16 protein-coding genes are annotated in these 17154 nt (G+C 58.8%); 9 read left to right on the top strand and 7 right to left on the bottom strand.

The window, feature by feature from the left end:
- Window position 1 precedes the first annotated feature (1 nt).
- The 4 genes from MED193_RS06880 (at window position 2) to MED193_RS06865 (ending at window position 4121) form a co-directional block, all read left to right on the top strand.
- Window positions 2–472, top strand: a complete 471-nt coding sequence (locus tag MED193_RS06880) for a MarR family winged helix-turn-helix transcriptional regulator (RefSeq protein WP_009808957.1) — start codon at window positions 2–4, stop codon at window positions 470–472.
- 53 nt (window positions 473–525) lie between these two features.
- Window positions 526–1692: a M20 aminoacylase family protein gene (locus tag MED193_RS06875; protein ID WP_009808956.1), complete on the top strand. Its 1167-nt coding sequence runs from the start codon at window positions 526–528 to the stop codon at window positions 1690–1692.
- 22 nt (window positions 1693–1714) lie between these two features.
- Window positions 1715–2884, top strand: a complete 1170-nt coding sequence (locus tag MED193_RS06870) for a M20 aminoacylase family protein (protein ID WP_009808955.1) — start codon at window positions 1715–1717, stop codon at window positions 2882–2884.
- A gap of 73 nt (window positions 2885–2957) precedes the next feature.
- Window positions 2958–4121 carry a M20 aminoacylase family protein gene (locus MED193_RS06865; protein WP_009808954.1) on the top strand — a complete coding sequence of 388 codons (1164 nt, stop codon included), beginning with the start codon at window positions 2958–2960 and terminating at the stop codon, window positions 4119–4121.
- Between the two features lie 88 nt (window positions 4122–4209).
- Here the strand turns inward: MED193_RS06865 and MED193_RS06860 are convergent, their stop codons facing one another.
- The 3 genes from MED193_RS06860 to moaA are packed head-to-tail and all read right to left on the bottom strand — an operon-like array spanning window position 4210 to window position 7605.
- Complete coding sequence (locus tag MED193_RS06860; RefSeq protein WP_009808953.1) at window positions 4210–5253, bottom strand: glycosyltransferase family 4 protein; 1044 nt, start codon at window positions 5251–5253, stop codon at window positions 4210–4212.
- Window positions 5250–6584, bottom strand: a complete 1335-nt coding sequence (locus tag MED193_RS06855; RefSeq protein ID WP_009808952.1) for a 3-deoxy-D-manno-octulosonic acid transferase — start codon at window positions 6582–6584, stop codon at window positions 5250–5252. Before MED193_RS06855 ends, MED193_RS06860 begins: the two co-directional genes overlap by 4 nt.
- Window positions 6585–6594: 10 nt before the next feature.
- Window positions 6595–7605 carry a GTP 3',8-cyclase MoaA gene (gene moaA / locus MED193_RS06850; RefSeq protein WP_009808951.1) on the bottom strand — a complete coding sequence of 337 codons (1011 nt, stop codon included), beginning with the start codon at window positions 7603–7605 and terminating at the stop codon, window positions 6595–6597.
- A gap of 92 nt (window positions 7606–7697) precedes the next feature.
- On the opposite strand from moaA, the gene MED193_RS06845 reads away from it, so the two are divergent.
- Window positions 7698–8210, top strand: coding sequence for a hypothetical protein (locus MED193_RS06845; protein ID WP_009808950.1), 513 nt, complete (start codon window positions 7698–7700; stop codon window positions 8208–8210).
- A gap of 2 nt (window positions 8211–8212) precedes the next feature.
- On the opposite strand, the gene MED193_RS06840 is transcribed toward MED193_RS06845, so the two are convergent.
- The 3 genes from MED193_RS06840 to glmU are packed head-to-tail and all read right to left on the bottom strand — an operon-like array spanning window position 8213 to window position 12193.
- Window positions 8213–9010: a DNA alkylation repair protein gene (locus MED193_RS06840; protein ID WP_009808949.1), complete on the bottom strand. Its 798-nt coding sequence runs from the start codon at window positions 9008–9010 to the stop codon at window positions 8213–8215.
- A gap of 4 nt (window positions 9011–9014) precedes the next feature.
- The gene (glmS, locus tag MED193_RS06835; RefSeq protein WP_009808948.1) at window positions 9015–10838 is read right to left on the bottom strand and encodes a glutamine--fructose-6-phosphate transaminase (isomerizing); all 1824 of its coding nucleotides are present in this window, start codon (window positions 10836–10838) and stop codon (window positions 9015–9017) included.
- Window positions 10838–12193, bottom strand: coding sequence for a bifunctional UDP-N-acetylglucosamine diphosphorylase/glucosamine-1-phosphate N-acetyltransferase GlmU (glmU, locus tag MED193_RS06830; protein WP_009808947.1), 1356 nt, complete (start codon window positions 12191–12193; stop codon window positions 10838–10840). The genes glmS and glmU overlap by 1 nt, the downstream gene beginning before the upstream one ends.
- A gap of 130 nt (window positions 12194–12323) precedes the next feature.
- On the opposite strand from glmU, the gene MED193_RS06825 reads away from it, so the two are divergent.
- Together MED193_RS06825 and MED193_RS06820 are read left to right on the top strand one after the other, a co-directional pair.
- A complete protein-coding gene (locus MED193_RS06825; RefSeq protein ID WP_009808946.1) occupies window positions 12324–12986 on the top strand; it encodes an HAD-IA family hydrolase in 663 nt (220 codons plus the stop codon).
- 75 nt (window positions 12987–13061) lie between these two features.
- Window positions 13062–14261 carry a DegT/DnrJ/EryC1/StrS aminotransferase family protein gene (locus tag MED193_RS06820; protein WP_009808945.1) on the top strand — a complete coding sequence of 400 codons (1200 nt, stop codon included), beginning with the start codon at window positions 13062–13064 and terminating at the stop codon, window positions 14259–14261.
- A gap of 54 nt (window positions 14262–14315) precedes the next feature.
- On the opposite strand, the gene MED193_RS06815 is transcribed toward MED193_RS06820, so the two are convergent.
- On the bottom strand, window positions 14316–15155 hold the full coding sequence (locus MED193_RS06815; RefSeq protein ID WP_039965990.1) for a PhzF family phenazine biosynthesis protein: 840 nt from the start codon (window positions 15153–15155) through the stop codon (window positions 14316–14318).
- 132 nt (window positions 15156–15287) lie between these two features.
- Between MED193_RS06815 and MED193_RS06810 the strand changes: the two genes are divergently transcribed.
- Both MED193_RS06810 and MED193_RS06805 read left to right on the top strand, forming a co-directional pair.
- Window positions 15288–15743, top strand: coding sequence for an Lrp/AsnC family transcriptional regulator (locus MED193_RS06810; RefSeq protein ID WP_009808943.1), 456 nt, complete (start codon window positions 15288–15290; stop codon window positions 15741–15743).
- Between the two features lie 176 nt (window positions 15744–15919).
- Window positions 15920–17080 (top strand): isovaleryl-CoA dehydrogenase, encoded by a 1161-nt coding sequence (locus MED193_RS06805; protein ID WP_009808942.1) that lies wholly within the window; start codon window positions 15920–15922, stop codon window positions 17078–17080.
- Window positions 17081–17154 lie beyond the last annotated feature (74 nt).

Here is a 17154-nt window from a genome sequence, read left to right as displayed (position 1 = left end):
TATGGAAAAACGAGAGCACGACCTTCCCAAAGGCATCTACGAAGATATTGATTTTTCTGTTCTAACTCAGATTGCGGGTCGGATGATCGCGCAGCATGTTGAGGCCATTGGCAAGGAATCAGGCCTATCGGCAGGTCACCTCAGCGTCTTGGGGATGGTCCACCGCAAGCCGGGCTTGGTCCAAAGCGTCTATGGTGCGATTCTTGCGATCAATGACGCCACTTTGGGGCGCTACGTGGATAAACTGGAGGACCAGGGTTTGGTTCTGCGTGAGCGTTGCGATGATGACCGGCGCACGGTCCGCTTGACCCTGACGGATCCTGGTCTGGCCTATACGATCGCCGCGAAAAAACGTCTCGAAGATCTGCGCAGTGAGGTGACCGGCGGTTTGAGCCACGCCGATATTTCCGTCTTGCAGGAAAGTCTTGTGACCTTTCTCACCGCTCATGGCCCGGACTTGCAAGAGACATAGACAAGAGATTTTAATTCTCGTAACAATCATCTCAATTGAGAGGAGTTGCACCTTTGCCTATCAAAAACCGTTTCGCTGACCTGCAGCAAGAGATCACCGGATGGCGGCGCCATCTGCATGAAAACCCTGAACTGATGTATGAGGTGCATAAGACCGCAGCCTTTGTACAGGAACAGCTGAAGGGCTTTGGCGTCACGGATGTGATCCCCGGCATAGGTAAGACCGGCGTTGTTGCGGTGATTGAGGGCAAGACCAATACCTCGGGGCGGGTCATTGGCCTGCGTGCCGATATGGATGCGCTGCCCATTCATGAGGCGTCAGGGGTGGACTATGCCTCGAAAACGCCCGGTGTGATGCATGCCTGCGGCCATGATGGCCATACGGCTATGCTGCTGGGGGCGGCAAAATACCTGGCAGAGACCCGTAATTTTGATGGCAAGGTCGTCTTGATCTTCCAGCCCGCCGAGGAGGGCGGTGCAGGGGCCAAGGCCATGTGCGACGACGGGTTGATGGAGCGCTGGGGTATTCAGGAAGTCTACGGGCTGCACAATACGCCGGGCATGCCTGTGGGTGAATTTGGCATTCGCCCAGGTGCCCTTTTGGCCTCTTCGGATGAGTTTGAGATTTTGGTCACTGGCAAGGGTGGCCATGCGGCTGCCCCCCATGATTCCATCGATACCACCCTTGTGGCCTCGCAGATCGTGGTCTCGCTGAACGCCATCGTGTCGCGTAACGTCGACCCGGTGAAACGCGTGGTCTTGACCGTTGGTACCTTTGAAACAGATAGTACCGCTTCAAATGTTATCGCACATACCGCCAAATTGCAGGGGACAGTGCGCACTTTGGACACCGAATATCGCACCCAGGCCGAAGAGTGGGTGCGCCGTGTTGCCACCAGCACGGCTGAGGCCTTTGGTGCCGTCGCCGAGGTGACCTGGTCACCAGGGTATCCGGTGACAATCAACACCGATGCAGAGACCGGTTTTGCCATCGAGGCCGCTCGTGCAGTCGGCGCTGCGGTGGATGAGGATACGCCGCCAATCATGCCATCAGAAGATTTCGCCTACATGCTGGAAGAGCGCCCGGGCGCCTATATTTTCCTCGGAAATGGTGACACGCCAATGTGTCACCACCCGGCTTACATCTTTGATGATGAAGCGATTCCGCTGGGCTGCAGCTGGTTTGCCGAACTCGTTGAACGACGAATGCCAGCCGCCTAAATTTGCAAGAAGGACACGCGCGATGCCAGTCAAGAACCGAATAGCTGATCTGCACGACGAGGTGGCCGGTTGGCGCCGTGACATCCACGAAAACCCGGAAATCCTGTATGAGACTCACCGGACCTCAGCTTTGGTGGCCGAAAAGCTGAAGAGCTTTGGCTGCGATGAGGTGGTGACTGGCATTGGCCGCACCGGCGTTGTTGCGGTGATCCGGGGGCGCAGTGATACATTGGGGCGCGCCATTGGGCTGCGCGCTGACATGGACGCATTGCCGATGCAAGAACAGACGGGGCTGCCCCATGCCTCTAAAACCGATGGGGCCATGCATGCCTGCGGTCATGACGGGCATACGGCAATGCTCTTGGGGGCGGCCAAATACCTGGCTGAGACCCGCAATTTTGATGGCACGGCCGTGGTGATTTTCCAGCCTGCCGAAGAGGGCGGCAATGGTGCCGAGGCCATGTGCAAAGATGGCTTGATGGAGCGTTTTGGCATCGATGAGGTCTATGCAATTCACAACGCCCCGGGGATTGAATTGGGTAAATTCACCGTCCGTGCTGGTCCGATCTTAGCCTCAGTGGATGAGTTTACTTTGGTCTTGCAGGGGCGCGGGGGCCACGCGGCAAAGCCGCAGGAAACTGTCGATACGACGGTCATGATGTCCCATATTATCTGCGCCTTGCAGACTGTTCTGTCGCGCAATGTTGACCCGGTTTTGCAGGGAGTTCTGTCCGTCACCTCGGCCGAGACCTCCTCAAAGGCCTTTAACGTGATCCCGGATCGTGCCGAGGTGCGCGGCACCGTGCGCACCCACTCCCCAGAAGCGCGCAAGCTCATCCCTGAACGGATCCAGGCCATCGCCGATGGTATTGCCCAAACCTTCGGCGGTACGGCAGATCTGGCCTTCCATCTTGGAGTGCCGGTGACAATTAACGACGATTCTGCGGCAGATTTTGCCCAGTTGGCCGCAGAGACGGTCTCTGGTGTTGGGGCCTGCCAGGAGGCGAACCTGTCCATGGGGGGCGAAGACTTCTCCTTTATGCTGCAAGAGCGCCCTGGGGCAATGATCCAGCTGGGCAATGGCCCATCGGCAGGTCTTCACCACCCTGAATATGATTTCAACGATGCGGCCATTCCAACGGGGATCAGCTGGTTTGCCGAGATGATCGAACAACGGATGCCTGTGGCCTGATCTGGCTGGGGATCTGCAAGAATATGCAAACATCCCGGAAGATTACCGGGAAATTATACCAAGGAGAGTTTCCATGCCGGTCAAGAATCGCTTTGCCGAATTGCAAAATGAAATCACCGAATGGCGCCGCGACATTCATGAAAACCCTGAGATTCTGTTTGAGACGCACCGCACCTCGGCACTGGTGGCGGAAAAGCTAAAGGAATTTGGCTGTGACGAGATCGTCACCGGCATTGGTCGCACCGGTGTTGTGGGCGTGATCAAGGGCAAGAGCGACAGCGCGGGCAAGGTCATTGGGCTGCGCGCCGACATGGATGCACTGCCGATCCACGAGCAGACCGGGCTGGAGTATGCTTCCAAGACAGCAAATGCCATGCACGCCTGTGGCCATGATGGCCACACTGCGATGCTCTTGGGTGCGGCCAAGTACCTGTCTGAGACCCGCAACTTTGATGGCACCGTCGTGGTGATCTTCCAGCCCGCCGAAGAAGGCGGCGGCGGCGGCAAGGAAATGTGCGATGATGGCATGATGGAGCGCTGGAACATCCAGGAAGTCTACGGCATGCACAACTGGCCGGGTAAACCGGTTGGCAGTTTTGCCATCCGTCCCGGCGCCTTCTTTGCGGCGACCGACCAGTTCGACATAACCTTCGAAGGGCGCGGGGGGCACGCGGCCAAGCCGCAAGAGACCATCGACACCACCGTGATGTCTGCTCAGGCCGTTTTGGCGCTGCAAACCATCGCATCGCGCAACGCTGACCCAGTGGATCGCGTGGTGGTTTCGGTGACCTCGTTTGAAACCTCGTCCAAGGCGTTCAACGTGATCCCGCAGCGCGTGCAGATCAAAGGCACCGTGCGGACCATGTCTGCGGAGATGCGCAATCTGGCCGAAAAGCGGATCAACGAGATCTGCGCGGGCGTCGCCGCGACCTTTGGCGGCACGGCTGAGGTAACCTACCATCGCGGCTATCCCGTTATGGTCAACCACGAAGAACAGACAGACTTCGCGGCAAAGGTTGCGACAGACATCTCTGGAAATTGCGAAGAAGCGCCCCTGGTCATGGGTGGAGAGGACTTTGCCTTCATGCTGGAAGAACGCCCCGGCGCATATATCCTGGTGGGCAATGGCGACAGTGCCGATGTGCATCACCCGGAATACAACTTCAACGACGAAGCCATCCCGGCTGGCTGCAGCTGGTGGGCCGGTATCGTCGAGCAACGTATGCCTGCAGCCTAAAAAGACGGCATTCCGACCAAAAAAGAAAAAGCCCGGCACTTGCCGGGCTTTTTTATGCCCGGTGGGGCAGGACGCCCTTCGCCAAGTTTTAGCCTTTGGCCCAAAGTTCCTGATACACCGCCTCAATCCCCTGCGCTTCGCGCGTGACGCTAAAGCTGTTGAGGGCGATGTCATGGGCCGTCCGACTCATGGTCTGATGCTGATCCGGGTCGCACAGCAGTGCCAGGGCGGCCGCAGCCGCCTCCGCCGGAGCTTGTTGCGGCACAATGTGCCCAGCACTGCCCTGCGCGCTAAAGGCGCGATAATAGCCCGCTTCAGAGCCGACAAAGGGGACAGCGCTGGCCATCGCTTCTAGGGGTACCATGCCGTAGCCCTCGTAGCGGGGCAATTGCATCACGAGGGACAAGGCGCGCATGGTTTGCGGCAGTTCAGCAGCAGGGATCTCGCCGGGAAACAGAATGCGCTCGGACAGGCCTGCAGCCCGAATGCGCTCCTGTAGCCCTTTGAGGAACCCCTGATGCTCGCGCGTGGCCCGCCCCAGCACCAGAGCCTTGGCACCGGGAAGCTGCGGCAACAGGTGCAGCATAGCCTCAACAAAAAGGTCGGTACCTTTTTCCGGGCGGATCCGGCCAATGCTGGCAATCCCCATCTCTCCGCCATGGCCAAGCGCCTTCCAGGCGGCGCGACGGTCCAAAGCGGGGGTGAAGTTATCTGTATCGACGCCATGGGGAACCACGGCACGCACATGCGGTACGAATGTCGCCGCTTCCTCAGTGGTGGCAACCACGGCATCCATGCGTGAAATCAGCCAACGTGGCAGGGCAGAGTGACGGCGCAACGCGGCGGAGGTAAAGACAATGCGGATGGGGAGGCGTAGCACATCCCGTGTCCACAAGGCCGCGCGCATCTCGGTGTTGCGGCGCACGTGCCAGATTGAAAAGGGGTATTCTCGGGGAGGCTGTGCAGACTGTTGGCGGGCCTGTTTCAGGGAGATCGGGTGGGGGCAGCCGGGGAGGGGGCGACCAACCAGTTCAACTGAGTGCAACGCATGTTGTTGGCGCAGAACATTTGCCGCCGTGGCAGAAACTCCGGTGAAGTTCTTGTTGAAATTGGTGACAAAAAGCTCGGTCATGATGCTCTTTCCGATGAATTCAAGCTCAGACTGCTGATCAGGCGGTCAACCACAACGTCCAACTGTCCAGATTGATCGGCCACATAGTTGCGTGCTGCACCTTGGGCCTTTTGCAGCTGGTCGGGCTGGGTCAGCCAAAGGTCCACCGCCCGCGCCAGATCGAGGGCGTTTGTCACTTCGGTTGCGCCGCCAGATGCGATCATCGGCGGGAAGGTCTCGAGGAAGTTGCTATAGCCCGGCCCGGTGAGCACGGCGGCCCCGGCCTGGGCAACCTCAAATGGATTGTGTCCCCCGATGGGCAACAGGGAACCGCCGAGGAATACAATCGGTGACAGCGCGTACCAGGTGCCCAACTCCCCCAGCGTGTCAGCCAGATAGACCTGGGTTTGTTCGGGGAATGGGGAGGCTGAGCTCCGTTTTACATATGTCAGGCCCGCCTGAGTGATCTTGGCCCCGATTTCCTCTGCGCGTTCCGGGTGGCGCGGCACCAGTAAAAGACACAGATCTGGGTGATCGCGCAACAGGGTCTTATGGGCGTCCAAAATCGTCTCTTCTTCGCCCCGATGGGTAGAGCTGGCAATCCATAGAGGGCGCCCGGCAAGGGCAGTGCGCATCTCGGCCAGAACATCGGATTTTTGCGGCAGCGCGGCGGCACCTGCCTTCAGGTTACCACTGGGGAACACCCGCGCGGGATTAGCGCCCAGCGATAGCAGATCCTTGGCCACGGATTGGTTTTGGGTCAGCAGAAGATCAAAAAGCCCCATGATGAAACGCGCGGTTGGCAGTTTTTTGCGCCAGCCTGCGACAGATTTGGCAGAGAGCCGCGCATTGACCAGGGCCAGCCGGGTGCCGCGGGCCTTGGCAGCGGCAAGGGTTACGGGCCAAAGCTCGCTTTCCACAAAAATCCCTGCGTCGGGGCGCCAATGATCCAGGAAGCGGTTTACGGCGCCGACGGTATCCAATGGGGCAAACTGGTGTTCAGCGCAGTCCGGCAAACGGTTTTCCGCCATCTCGGCAGAGGTCGCGGTGCCTGAGGTCAACAAAAAACGGGCAGCGGGCAGGCGGCTGTGCAGTCGATTGATCAGGGTGATTGCCGCCAGGCTTTCGCCAACGGAGGCCCCATGAAACCAGATCAACGGTGCGCTTGCGGACATTTCCGGGCGGGCTTTACTGGCGTGACCCAGCCTTTCGCGTTGGCGCGCCTCGCTGATGCCATGGGCCGCGAGTTTCGCAGCAACCTTGCGATAGGCGAAGGGGGCCAGCAGCGCAGTCACGGCACGATAGCTATAAAACAGCAGCGTGGGCGATGCTGTTTGCTCAGGCTTGGTCATCACGTTTCGCTTAACCGCCGGTGTGGCTCATGTGGCGCGACATGGTCCCGCCCACTTCTTGCCGGGAGTAGTCAAAATCATGGCCTCTAGGTTTGTCACCAATAGCGGCGCGGATTGCCTGTTCCAAGATCTCTGAGCCTTCTTGTTCTGCGCGCAAAGGCGCGCGCAAATCGGCAGAGCCTTCCTGACCAAGGCAGGTGTAAATTTCGCCCGTACAGGTCACACGCACCCGGTTGCAGCTTTCACAGAAATTATGACTGAGCGGTGTGATAAAGCCGATCTTCTGACCGGTCTCTTCCAGCCGCACATAACGCGCCGGCCCCCCTGTGCGTTCAGCAAGATCGGTCACCGTATAGTGGTTTTCATACTCAGCGCGTACGTCTTTCAGCGACCAGAACTGGCCAATGCGGTTCTCATCACCGATGTCTTCGCCCATGGGCATCACTTCGATCCAGGTGAGGTCCAAGTCGCGTGTCGCACACCAGTGGGTGATGGCGGGCAGCTCTGACTCGTTGAAGTCTTTTAGCGCCACTGCGTTGATCTTGACCCGCAGCCCGGCCTTTTGGGCCGCATCAATGCCGCGCAGTACCTGGGGCAGGCGGCCCCAGCGGGTGACGCGGGCAAATTTGTCTTCGTCCAGGGTGTCGAGCGAGATATTCACCCGGCGCACCCCGGCGGCATAAAGCGCATCGGCGTATTTCTCCAGCTGCGAGCCATTGGTGGTGAGGGTCAACTCCTTCAGCGCGCCGCTGTCCAGATGCCGAGTCATGCTCTCAAAAAAGGTCATGATCCCCCGGCGTACCAAAGGTTCGCCGCCAGTGATGCGCAGTTTCTGCACCCCCATCTTGATGAAGCTGGAACACAGCACATCCAGTTCTTCCAGGGTGAGCAGCTCCTTTTTGGGCAGAAAGGTCATGTTTTCCGACATGCAATAAACGCAGCGGAAATCGCACCTGTCGGTGACCGAAACGCGCAGATAGGTGATGGCGCGGGCGAAGGGATCAATCAGTGGAGCATTCATGGCATCATTGCTAAGGCGCACACTCGCTTAGGGCAAGGACAGACTGCGTATTGGGACTGGCAATAGCTGCGCGCCAGAGCTAGGCTTGCCCCATGAAACAGATGATTTTCGCCTTGGCGCCCCTGGTTATTTTAAGTGGCTGCAATAGCTTGCAGTGGAACTCAGATATTCTGGGAGGGGGGGGCGCGGCGCCGGTGCAGGCATCACAAAGTGATCCTGGCGCGCCGCTCTCAGTTATTCCAGAATTGGAAAGCGAGCCAGAGGGGGTAACTGTGCAGAACCCTGCCGCCGTCAACTCCAGTGAACTGGGCGCTGGCCAGGGCGCCGGGGCGGGGGCCGGAGGCGCTGTGCCCAGATTTCAGGGACGGGCACAAACGGTGGCCTCTTTGGGCGATCCGGTGATCCCGGGGCTGTGGATGGAGACCTCCTTGGTCACAACTGACCATATAGCACGGCTGCGCAGTGCAAATGGCAAGGTGATCACCGTGACGTTAAAACCCGCATCTGGTGACAGTTCCAGTGGACGGTTGTCGATCAGCGCCATGCGCGCCCTTGGCGCGCCGCTGACCGAACTGGTTGAAGTCGAAGTGCTGCCAGCGGGCTAAGCTCAGTGGATCTCGCGCGCACCGTCTTGGGATGCGACGAGCGGCTCGGCGGTTTTTGTCTCTGCATCGGGCTCTTGCGCGGTTTCTTGCGCCAGAGGTGCCAGGTCCGGGTACTCGATCGGCTCTTTCAGGTATTTCGCGGCCTCTTTTCGGGCAAAGGGCTTCATCCCGGCGCCATGTTCCAACAAAAAGTCGCGACTGGCCGTCGCGTCATGTTTGCTGAGATCGCGGATCCACCAGGCGATGGCCTTTTGCAGAAACCAGGTCCGATCCGGCACATAAGACGCAGCCCAGCTTAGGATTTGGTCACGGCGGGCTCGATCCTCTGGTTTGAGATTGTTGAGTTTGGCCCAGGGCAGCGTGGCCACCAGGGCTGCGCGCCGGGTCCACATATGATCAGTGGTGGTCCAGACCGCAACCTCGTCCAGGCGCGTGGGATTAGCGACCAGTCGCTTTTGCATCGCCATGCAGGCGTGATCCGCAATGGCCCAGCTGTCAAAATCGGGCAGCCAGCTTTGCAACAGCTCCCAGACCGCCGCGTCATCCTGAATCCGGGCCTGAGTGAGCAGCTTGCCAGCGGCAATGCGGGCCTCAAAGACATCTGTTTTCCACAGCTCATCCGCCAGGGTGACGCGCTCTTCCACCGTCAGCGACTGGCGCCAGCCCTTGGTGATGTCATTGATTGCTGTATTGGGAATGCCCAGGACGATGCGCTTTTGCTTGTGGTAGCTTACCATCTGTTCGGCGCGACCGGGCTCAAAAGCGGCGTTCAACTCGTTCAGGGCATCTTCGAGGGTCATCAGGTCACTCCACCGTAACGGATTTGGCTAGATTGCGCGGCTGATCCACATCGGTGCCTTTGGCCACGGCGGTGTGATAGGCCAGCATCTGAGCTGGCAGCGCATATAGGATGGGCGTCAGGCTTTCGTGAACCTGTGGCATCTGAATGGTTTCCCAGGTGCCGTCGCCTCCCTCCTTAAGCCCCGCCTCATCAGAGATCAACAGCACCTTGCCCTTGCGCGCCATAACCTCCTGCATATTGGAGACGGATTTGTCAAAAAGCCCATCTTTTGGGGCCATGACCACGACCGGCATTTGCTTGTCGATCAAAGCGATAGGCCCGTGTTTCAATTCACCCGAGGCATAGGCCTCAGCATGGATGTAGCTGATTTCCTTGAGCTTGAGCGCGCCTTCCAGCGCCAGCGGGAACATCAGGCCACGGCCCAGGAACAAAACGTCCCGCGCTTCGCTCAGCTTTTGCGCCGCCTGGCGGATCTTGTCGTTTTGCTCCAATCCAGCCGCCAGAACATTGGGGAGGCCACGCAGGGCAGAGATATGCGCCTGCAGATCCTCTGCTGAGATTTCTCCGCGGTCGGTTGCGGCCTTGAGCGCCAACATCAGCAAAACGCTGAGCTGGCAGGTAAAGGCCTTGGTGGAGGCCACGCCAATTTCAACACCTGCATGAATGGGCAGCGCCAGATCACTTTCGCGCGCGATGGAGCTTTCGGGGACATTGACCACCGACAGGATCTTATCCGCCTTGCCCTCGCAGTAACGCAGGGCTGCCAGCGTATCTGCGGTTTCGCCGGACTGAGATACAAACAGCGCCGCCGTTTTGCCCGGAATTGGGGGGGCGCGATAGCGGAATTCCGAAGCGATATCGACCTCGACAGGGAGGCGAGCAATCTGTTCGAACCAGTATTTTGCGGTGAGGCAGGCATAAAATGCTGTGCCGCAGGCCACCATGGTCAGCCGCTCGATCTGTGAGAAGTCAATTCCATCGCCAGGCAGATGTACGGCGTCTTCTCCTACGGGCAGATAGTGGCGGATCGCCTCGGCAATCACCGTGGGCTGCTCGGCGATTTCTTTGGCCATATAGTGTTTATGCCCGGCCTTATCGACCTGCGAGACGTCAATCTGGATGGTCTTCATGTCGCGGTTGGCCAGCGCGCCCTGGGCGTCGCGGATCTCTATGCTGTTGCGGGTCAGATAGACGCGGTCGCCCTCTTCCAGGTAGGTGATGCGATCCGTGAGCGGCGCAAGAGCAATGGCATCGCTGCCCACAAACATCTCACCATCGCCATGGCCAACGGCCAAGGGAGACCCCTTGCGGGCGGCGATCATCAGATCGTCTTGACCGTCAAACAAGAAGGCCAGCGCAAAAGCGCCTTCCAATTGGTCGAGTGTTTTGTCGGCAGCTTCAATCGGGGTGGCGCCCTCGCTGAGATAGCGTTGGGTCAGCAGCGCGACGGTCTCAGTATCGGTTTCGGTTTGAAACTCAATGCCACAGCCCGCCAGTTCGGCCCGCAGGTCGCGGTAATTTTCGATGATGCCATTATGTACAACCGCAACGGACCCTGCCTTATGGGGGTGGGCATTGCCCACGGATGGCACCCCGTGGGTCGCCCAGCGGGTGTGACCGATTCCGGATTTTCCAGGCAGGGGCTCATGCACCAAAAGGTCGCTAAGGTTGACCAGCTTGCCCAGGGCGCGCCGCCGCGCAAGGCTGCCGTTGTTCACCGTGGCAATTCCAGCGCTGTCATAGCCGCGATATTCCAGCCGTTTCAGAGCCTCGACCAGGATTGGGGCCGCTTCATGTTTGCCAAGGACGCCTACAATGCCACACATTATTCAGATCCTTTTGTCAGGCGGGCCTTTTTGGCGCGCAGCATGTCCATGATTTTCTCGGCGTAGCCTGTCTTGTTTTCCTGTCGGGTGCGGGAAATGGCCAGGTCGCCATGGTCTACATCCTTGGTCACCACGGTGCCAGAAGCGGTCATGGTTTCATGGCCCAGGGTTACAGGCGCTACCAGCAGGGTGTTGGAGCCGATAAAGGCGCGGGCGCCAATCTTGGTTCGGTGTTTCATTACCCCGTCATAGTTACAGGTAATTGTGCCTGCTCCAATGTTGGTTTCTTTGCCAACAGAGGCATCGCCGATGTAGCTCAGATGGTTGACCTTGGCGCCCTCGGCGATTTCAGCGTTTTTGATTTCGACAAAATTGCCGATATGGGTGTTTTCGGCCAGCTCGGCACCGGGACGCAGGCGCGCATAGGGGCCGACTTTGGCACCGCGGCTGACATGGCAGCCTTCCAGATGGGAAAAGGCGCGGATCAAAACACCGCTCTCCACGGTGACACCGGGGCCAAAAACCACATTTGGTTCAATGACAGTGTCGCGGCCAATGACAGTGTCAAAGGCGAGATAGACCGTCTCCGGAGCCATCAGGGTGACACCCAGGTCCAGCAGTTCAGCCCGGGCCTTGGCTTGGAACACCGCATCCGCAGCGGCCAGATCGGCGCGCGAGTTCACCCCCAGGGTTTCGCTTTCATCACAGGCAATGGCTGTCACGCGATGGTCCGCAGCGCGGGCAAGTTCCACCAGGTCGGTGAGGTAATACTCGCCAGAGGCGTTCTCATTTCCGATTTTGGTCAAGAGGTCAAACATCAGACCCGCATCACAGGCCATCAGGCCCGAGTTGCAGAAATCAATGCTCCGCTCAGCCGCGCTGGCGTCTTTGAATTCGACAATGCGTTCTAGGCTGTCGCCCTGCATGACCAATCGGCCATAGCGGGCGGGATCTTCAGCATGAAAGCCCAGCACCACCAGGTCGGCAGAACCGCGCGCGGCCACCATTCGCTCCAGCGTGTCGGCACTGACAAAAGGGGTGTCGCCATAAAGTACGACAACATCGCCCTTGAACCCTTGCAGCGCATCGCGAGCCTGATCCACCGCATGGGCCGTGCCCAGTTGTTCCATCTGCAGCACCACTTCGGCACTCTCGTCAATCTCGGCGACGGCAGCGCGTACTGCATCGGCTTCATGGCCCGCCACCACAATGACCCGCTCTGGGTCCAGCGCGCGACCTGCAATAAGGGCGTGCTCCAGCATGGACCCCTGGGCGATGGGGTGCAAAACCTTGGGGAGATCAGAGTTCATTCGGGTGCCTTTGCCTGCGGCAAGGACGACAAGGGCAGTGCTCATTATCAGTTTTCTCTTTGACTTTTTCCGCCCCCGTTCTATCCGCTAACAGCAAGGGTGCAAGCCAATCTGCCATCAAAGATGGTTGCGGCTTGCAATAAAGGGCAGCGAAAAGACGCCGAGCGGGGGCAATATGCGAACAGTAATCTTTGATCTGGATGGAACATTGGCGGATACATCCGGGGATCTATTGGCTGCGGCCAATGCCTGTTTTCGTCAAATGGGCCTTGGTAATGTGCTGACCCAGCCCGGCGATGCGGCCACGGCGCTGCGCGGTGGCAAGATGATGCTGACGGCAGGTCTGAAGCGTGCCGGGATCTATGAGGCCCAAAAGGTAGAGGACTATTACCCCGTCCTTCTTGAGGCCTATCGCGATGCGATTGACCATCACACCTTTCTCTACCCCGGCGCCATGGAGGCGGTTGAGGCGCTGAAGGAAGCCGGGTACGGCGTTGGGATTTGCACCAATAAGCCCGAAGCCCTGGCAGAACAGTTGATGCGTTCTTTGGGGGTGCGGGATGCCTTTGCCGCGCTGGTTGGGGCAGATACGCTGCCAGTGCGCAAACCGGATCCCGCTCCGTTGTTTGAGGCGGCACGCCGGGCCGGGGGCGATCCGGCCAAGACGATTCTGATTGGTGACAGTGATACCGATCGCAATACGTCGGCCAATGCCGGGGTGCCATCGGTCCTGGTCACTTTTGGCCCTGCCGGAGGCGATATGGCTGCGCTCAAACCTGAGGGCCTGTTGGAGCGTTATGAGGATCTTCCGGATCTGGTCAGGCGCCTGATTGGCTAAAACGCCACTGAGCGGGGGCATTTATCCGGCGTCTTCCCCCTTGACCGTTGCAGGGCGGCGGCTCACAAACAGGTCATGAGCGAGAAATTCACTGGCAGCTTCACCCAGCAAGAAGCACTTCCCGAGGCGGCTATCGAGGCCGCTTTGAATGTCATGCGTCACGGGCGTCTGCACCGCTATAATGTTGTTGAGGGCGAGCTTGGTGAGGCGGCCCTGCTGGAGCAGGAATTCGCGGCTCAACTTGGTGCGAAATATTGCCTAGCGGTCGCTTCAGGTGGCTATGCCATGGCCACGGCGCTGCGCGCGGTGGGGGTGAAGCATGGCGACAAGGTGCTGACCAATGCCTTTACGCTGGCGCCAGTGCCGGGATCCATTGCTGCTGTTGGGGCCTCACCGGTCTTCGTGGATGTCACCGAAGAACTGACCATTGATCTGGAGGATCTGGCAGCCAAGGCGGATCAGGCTTCGGTGCTGATGCTGAGCCACATGCGCGGTCATCTGTGCGACATGGATCGCCTGATGAAGATCTGCGACGACGCTGGGATCATAGTGATTGAGGATTGCGCCCATACCATGGGGGCGGCCTGGAACGGCGTCGCCTCGGGGCGGATGGGGGCGGTGGGCTGTTACTCCTGCCAGACCTATAAACATGTGAATTCGGGCGAAGGTGGTCTGCTGATTACGGATGACGCGGAGATCGCGGCGCGGGCCATCATGCTCTCGGGATCCTATATGCTCTATGAGCGGCATCTGGCTGCGCCTCCGCCTGAGCTCTTTGAGCGAGTAAAGTTTGAGACCCCCAATATTTCCGGCCGTATGGACAACCTGCGTGCGGCCATCCTGCGTCCGCAGCTGCGTGATCTTGGCCGGCAAGTGGCGCGTTGGAACGAACGGTATCAAAAAATTGAGTCTGGACTGCGGGGAACGCCAGGGCTGACGGTGGTGGAGCGTCCGGAGGCGGAGACCTACGTTGGATCGTCGATCCAGTTTCTGCTCCTCGATTGGAGTGCTCAGAAACTGCAAGACGTCATCAGCAGATGCGGTCTGCGCGGGGTTGAGCTCAAATGGTTTGGCCCACCCGAACCTGTCGCCTTTACCTCTCGTTATGACAGTTGGCGCTACGTGGCGCCGCAAAGCCTGCCCAAAAGCGATCGCATTCTGGCGGGGATCCTGGATATGCGGGTGCCCTTGACCTTTAGCCTGGAAGACTGTGCGCAAATCGCCCGGATCATTCGCGCCGAGGTCAGCACGGTCTACCAAGCCGGGGAGGCGTGAGAGCCCAAAACCGAGAGTAAGGTCAGGGGCTCTCCTATTAGGAAACCTCGGTCGTTAGGCAATCGGGCGTGCGCTACCTGAAACCTGCACGGAAGCCCCTGGGGTATTGTCCAGTGTCACCTGGATCAGGGAGGGACTGCCCATGTCTTCGCCCTGGCGGATGGTGAGCGCGCCGCCGTGGGGCCAGCCTGCATCTCGCAGATAGCCAGCAAATGCGGCGGCGGCGGCACCGGTGGCAGGATCTTCCAAGACTCCCCCAGAGGCAAAGGCATTGCGCACGACAAAGCTCTGATCCGTCTCGATAAAGACCAACATGACAGTCACGAGCCCATGTTTGCGCATAACCCTACGCCCGGCATCTAGGTCGTAGTCCATTGCCGCCAGTTTGGCGCGGCTCTTGAGGGGGAGAAGGATATGATCCGCCCCGCCATGAATGCGCGCGGGTGCCAGCTTTGGGTCCAGATCGTCGGGCTCCAGACCAAACAGAGACATGACATCTTTTAGCTCCTGAGCTTGGATGGCGGTGCTCTTGGTGGGAGGCGAGGACAGCCGTGCCATCATCTCGCCATCTGACGGTATTGCATCAACTGTAATGGCGCTGTTGTTGAGCTCCAGTGCATAGGTGCCGGGGCCTTGGTGCTGCCCAAGGGCGGCACCAAGCGCTATGGTCGCATGGCCACAAAAGGGGACCTCGGATTCTGGTGAGAAATATCGGACCCGCCAGGCAGATCCCGTTTTATCCTGCGCCACTGCAAAGGCGGTTTCCGAATAGCCAACCTCGGCTGCGATACGCGCCATCTCGCTGGCGTTGATTTCTTCCTGTAACAAGACCACCCCGGCAGGGTTGCCGCCTTTTGGTCCCTGGCTGAATGCCGCAATCCGTTGCACGTCCATGATCATCTCCTGATTTGCTGATCTTTCTGATAAGGGGAATCTAGGCTGCAAGAGCGGGTTTGTCCCAAGCATGGCAAAGGCGTATGGGACAAAAAACTTTCAATACATAGCTGATTTCCCTAACCTGCCTTCATGTCAAAATCACTGGATCAAACAGACTGTGCCATTATCGAGATTCTCGACTTTGAGGGGCGCGCCAGTCTGGCGGATATAGGGAAGCAGGTGGGGCTCTCTGGCCCGGCTGTGGGCGAGCGATTGCGGCGCCTCAGGGACACTGGCTACATTCGCGGCTTTGGCACCCGGCTAGATCTGCGAGAGCTAGGCTATACTATTCAGGCCCTTGTCAGGATTAAACCACGCAGCGGTCAGCTGCATATGGTGGAGCGGATGATCGAGGAACAGCCGCAATTTATGTCCTGTGACCGCGTGACCGGCGATGATTGCTATGTTGCCCGCCTTGCGCTTTCGGATGTTGCAGAGCTGGATGACATCCTGTTGCCGTTTCATGATCGGGCTGAGACGCATACCTCGATTGTTAAATCTTCGATCTTTGAAAGCAGGCTACCTCCTCTGGATCCGAAACCCTAACAGCGCGCCGCTGCTGTTGTCTGCTGGCTGGGTCTATCGGGCGCAGTCTGACTGAGGTTTGGGAGCGCGTGGGTAAAGACCATTGGCCGAGGGATTGACCCGAATCGAGATTTGCGGCTAGTAAATGAACAGGTGTTCAAATAACTCGACATATAGCTTGGTAAAGGGAGCGGGCAATGTTCAATGCAAGCATGCAATTTGATCTTGGGGATGAAGTAAATGCGCTGCGTGACATGGTGCATCGCTGGGCGCAGGATCGTGTGAAGCCGATGGCGCAGGAGATCGACCAGAAAAACGAATTCCCACCAGAGCTCTGGACGGAGATGGGGGAGCTTGGCCTGCTGGGTATCACCGTGCCGGAAGAGTTTGGCGGCGCGGGCATGTCCTACCTGGCCCATACTGTAGCGGTTGAGGAAGTGGCGCGCGCCAGCGCGTCTGTCTCGCTGTCCTACGGCGCGCATTCCAACCTCTGCGTCAACCAGATCAAGCTGAACGCCACGGATGAGCAGAAAAAGAAATACCTGCCTGGGTTGGTCTCTGGCCAGCATGTGGGTGCGCTGGCAATGTCAGAAGCTGGGGCGGGCTCGGATGTTGTGTCGATGTCGCTGCGTGCCGAAAAGCGCAACGACCACTACCGCCTGAATGGCAACAAATACTGGATCACCAATGGCCCAGATGCCGACACGCTGGTGGTCTATGCCAAGACTGATCCCGATGCTGGTTCCAAAGGCATCACCGCCTTCATCATTGAGAAGGACTTCAAAGGCTTCTCGACCTCGCCGCATTTTGACAAGCTGGGCATGCGCGGTTCCAACACCGCCGAGTTGATCTTTGAAGATTGCGAAGTGCCCTTTGAAAACGTGCTGGGCGAAGAGGGCAAGGGCGTCAAAGTCCTGATGTCGGGGCTGGATTATGAGCGCGTGGTTCTGGCCGGGATCGGCACCGGCATCATGGCCGCCTGTATGGATGAGATGATGCCCTATCTGAAGGAGCGCAAACAGTTTGGACAGCCCATCGGGAACTTCCAGCTGATGCAGGGTAAGATTGCTGACATGTACACCGCGATGAACTCGGCCCGTGCCTATATCTATGAGGTGGCAAAGGCCTGTGACAAGGGCACTGTGACCCGCCAGGACGCAGCGGCTTGCTGTCTCTACGCCTCGGAACAGGCCATGGTGCAGGCGCATCAGGCCGTACAGGCGCTGGGCGGTGCAGGGTATCTGTCCGACAATCCCGTTGGCCGGATTTTCCGGGATGCCAAGCTGATGGAAATTGGTGCAGGCACCTCTGAAATCCGCCGCATGCTGATCGGCCGCGAGCTGATGGGCACCATGTAAGCCAAAAGAAACCCCCACCTGTCCGAGGGAGGCCAAGTGGGGGTTTGTGCGGATTGGCAGCCCCTGGATGGGCT

The organism is Roseobacter sp. MED193, from assembly GCF_000152965.1.
Lineage (GTDB): Bacteria > Pseudomonadota > Alphaproteobacteria > Rhodobacterales > Rhodobacteraceae > Pseudophaeobacter.
The sequence above is the reverse complement of the archived record's forward strand: the minus strand, read 5'-3'. Positions and strand labels throughout refer to the sequence as shown.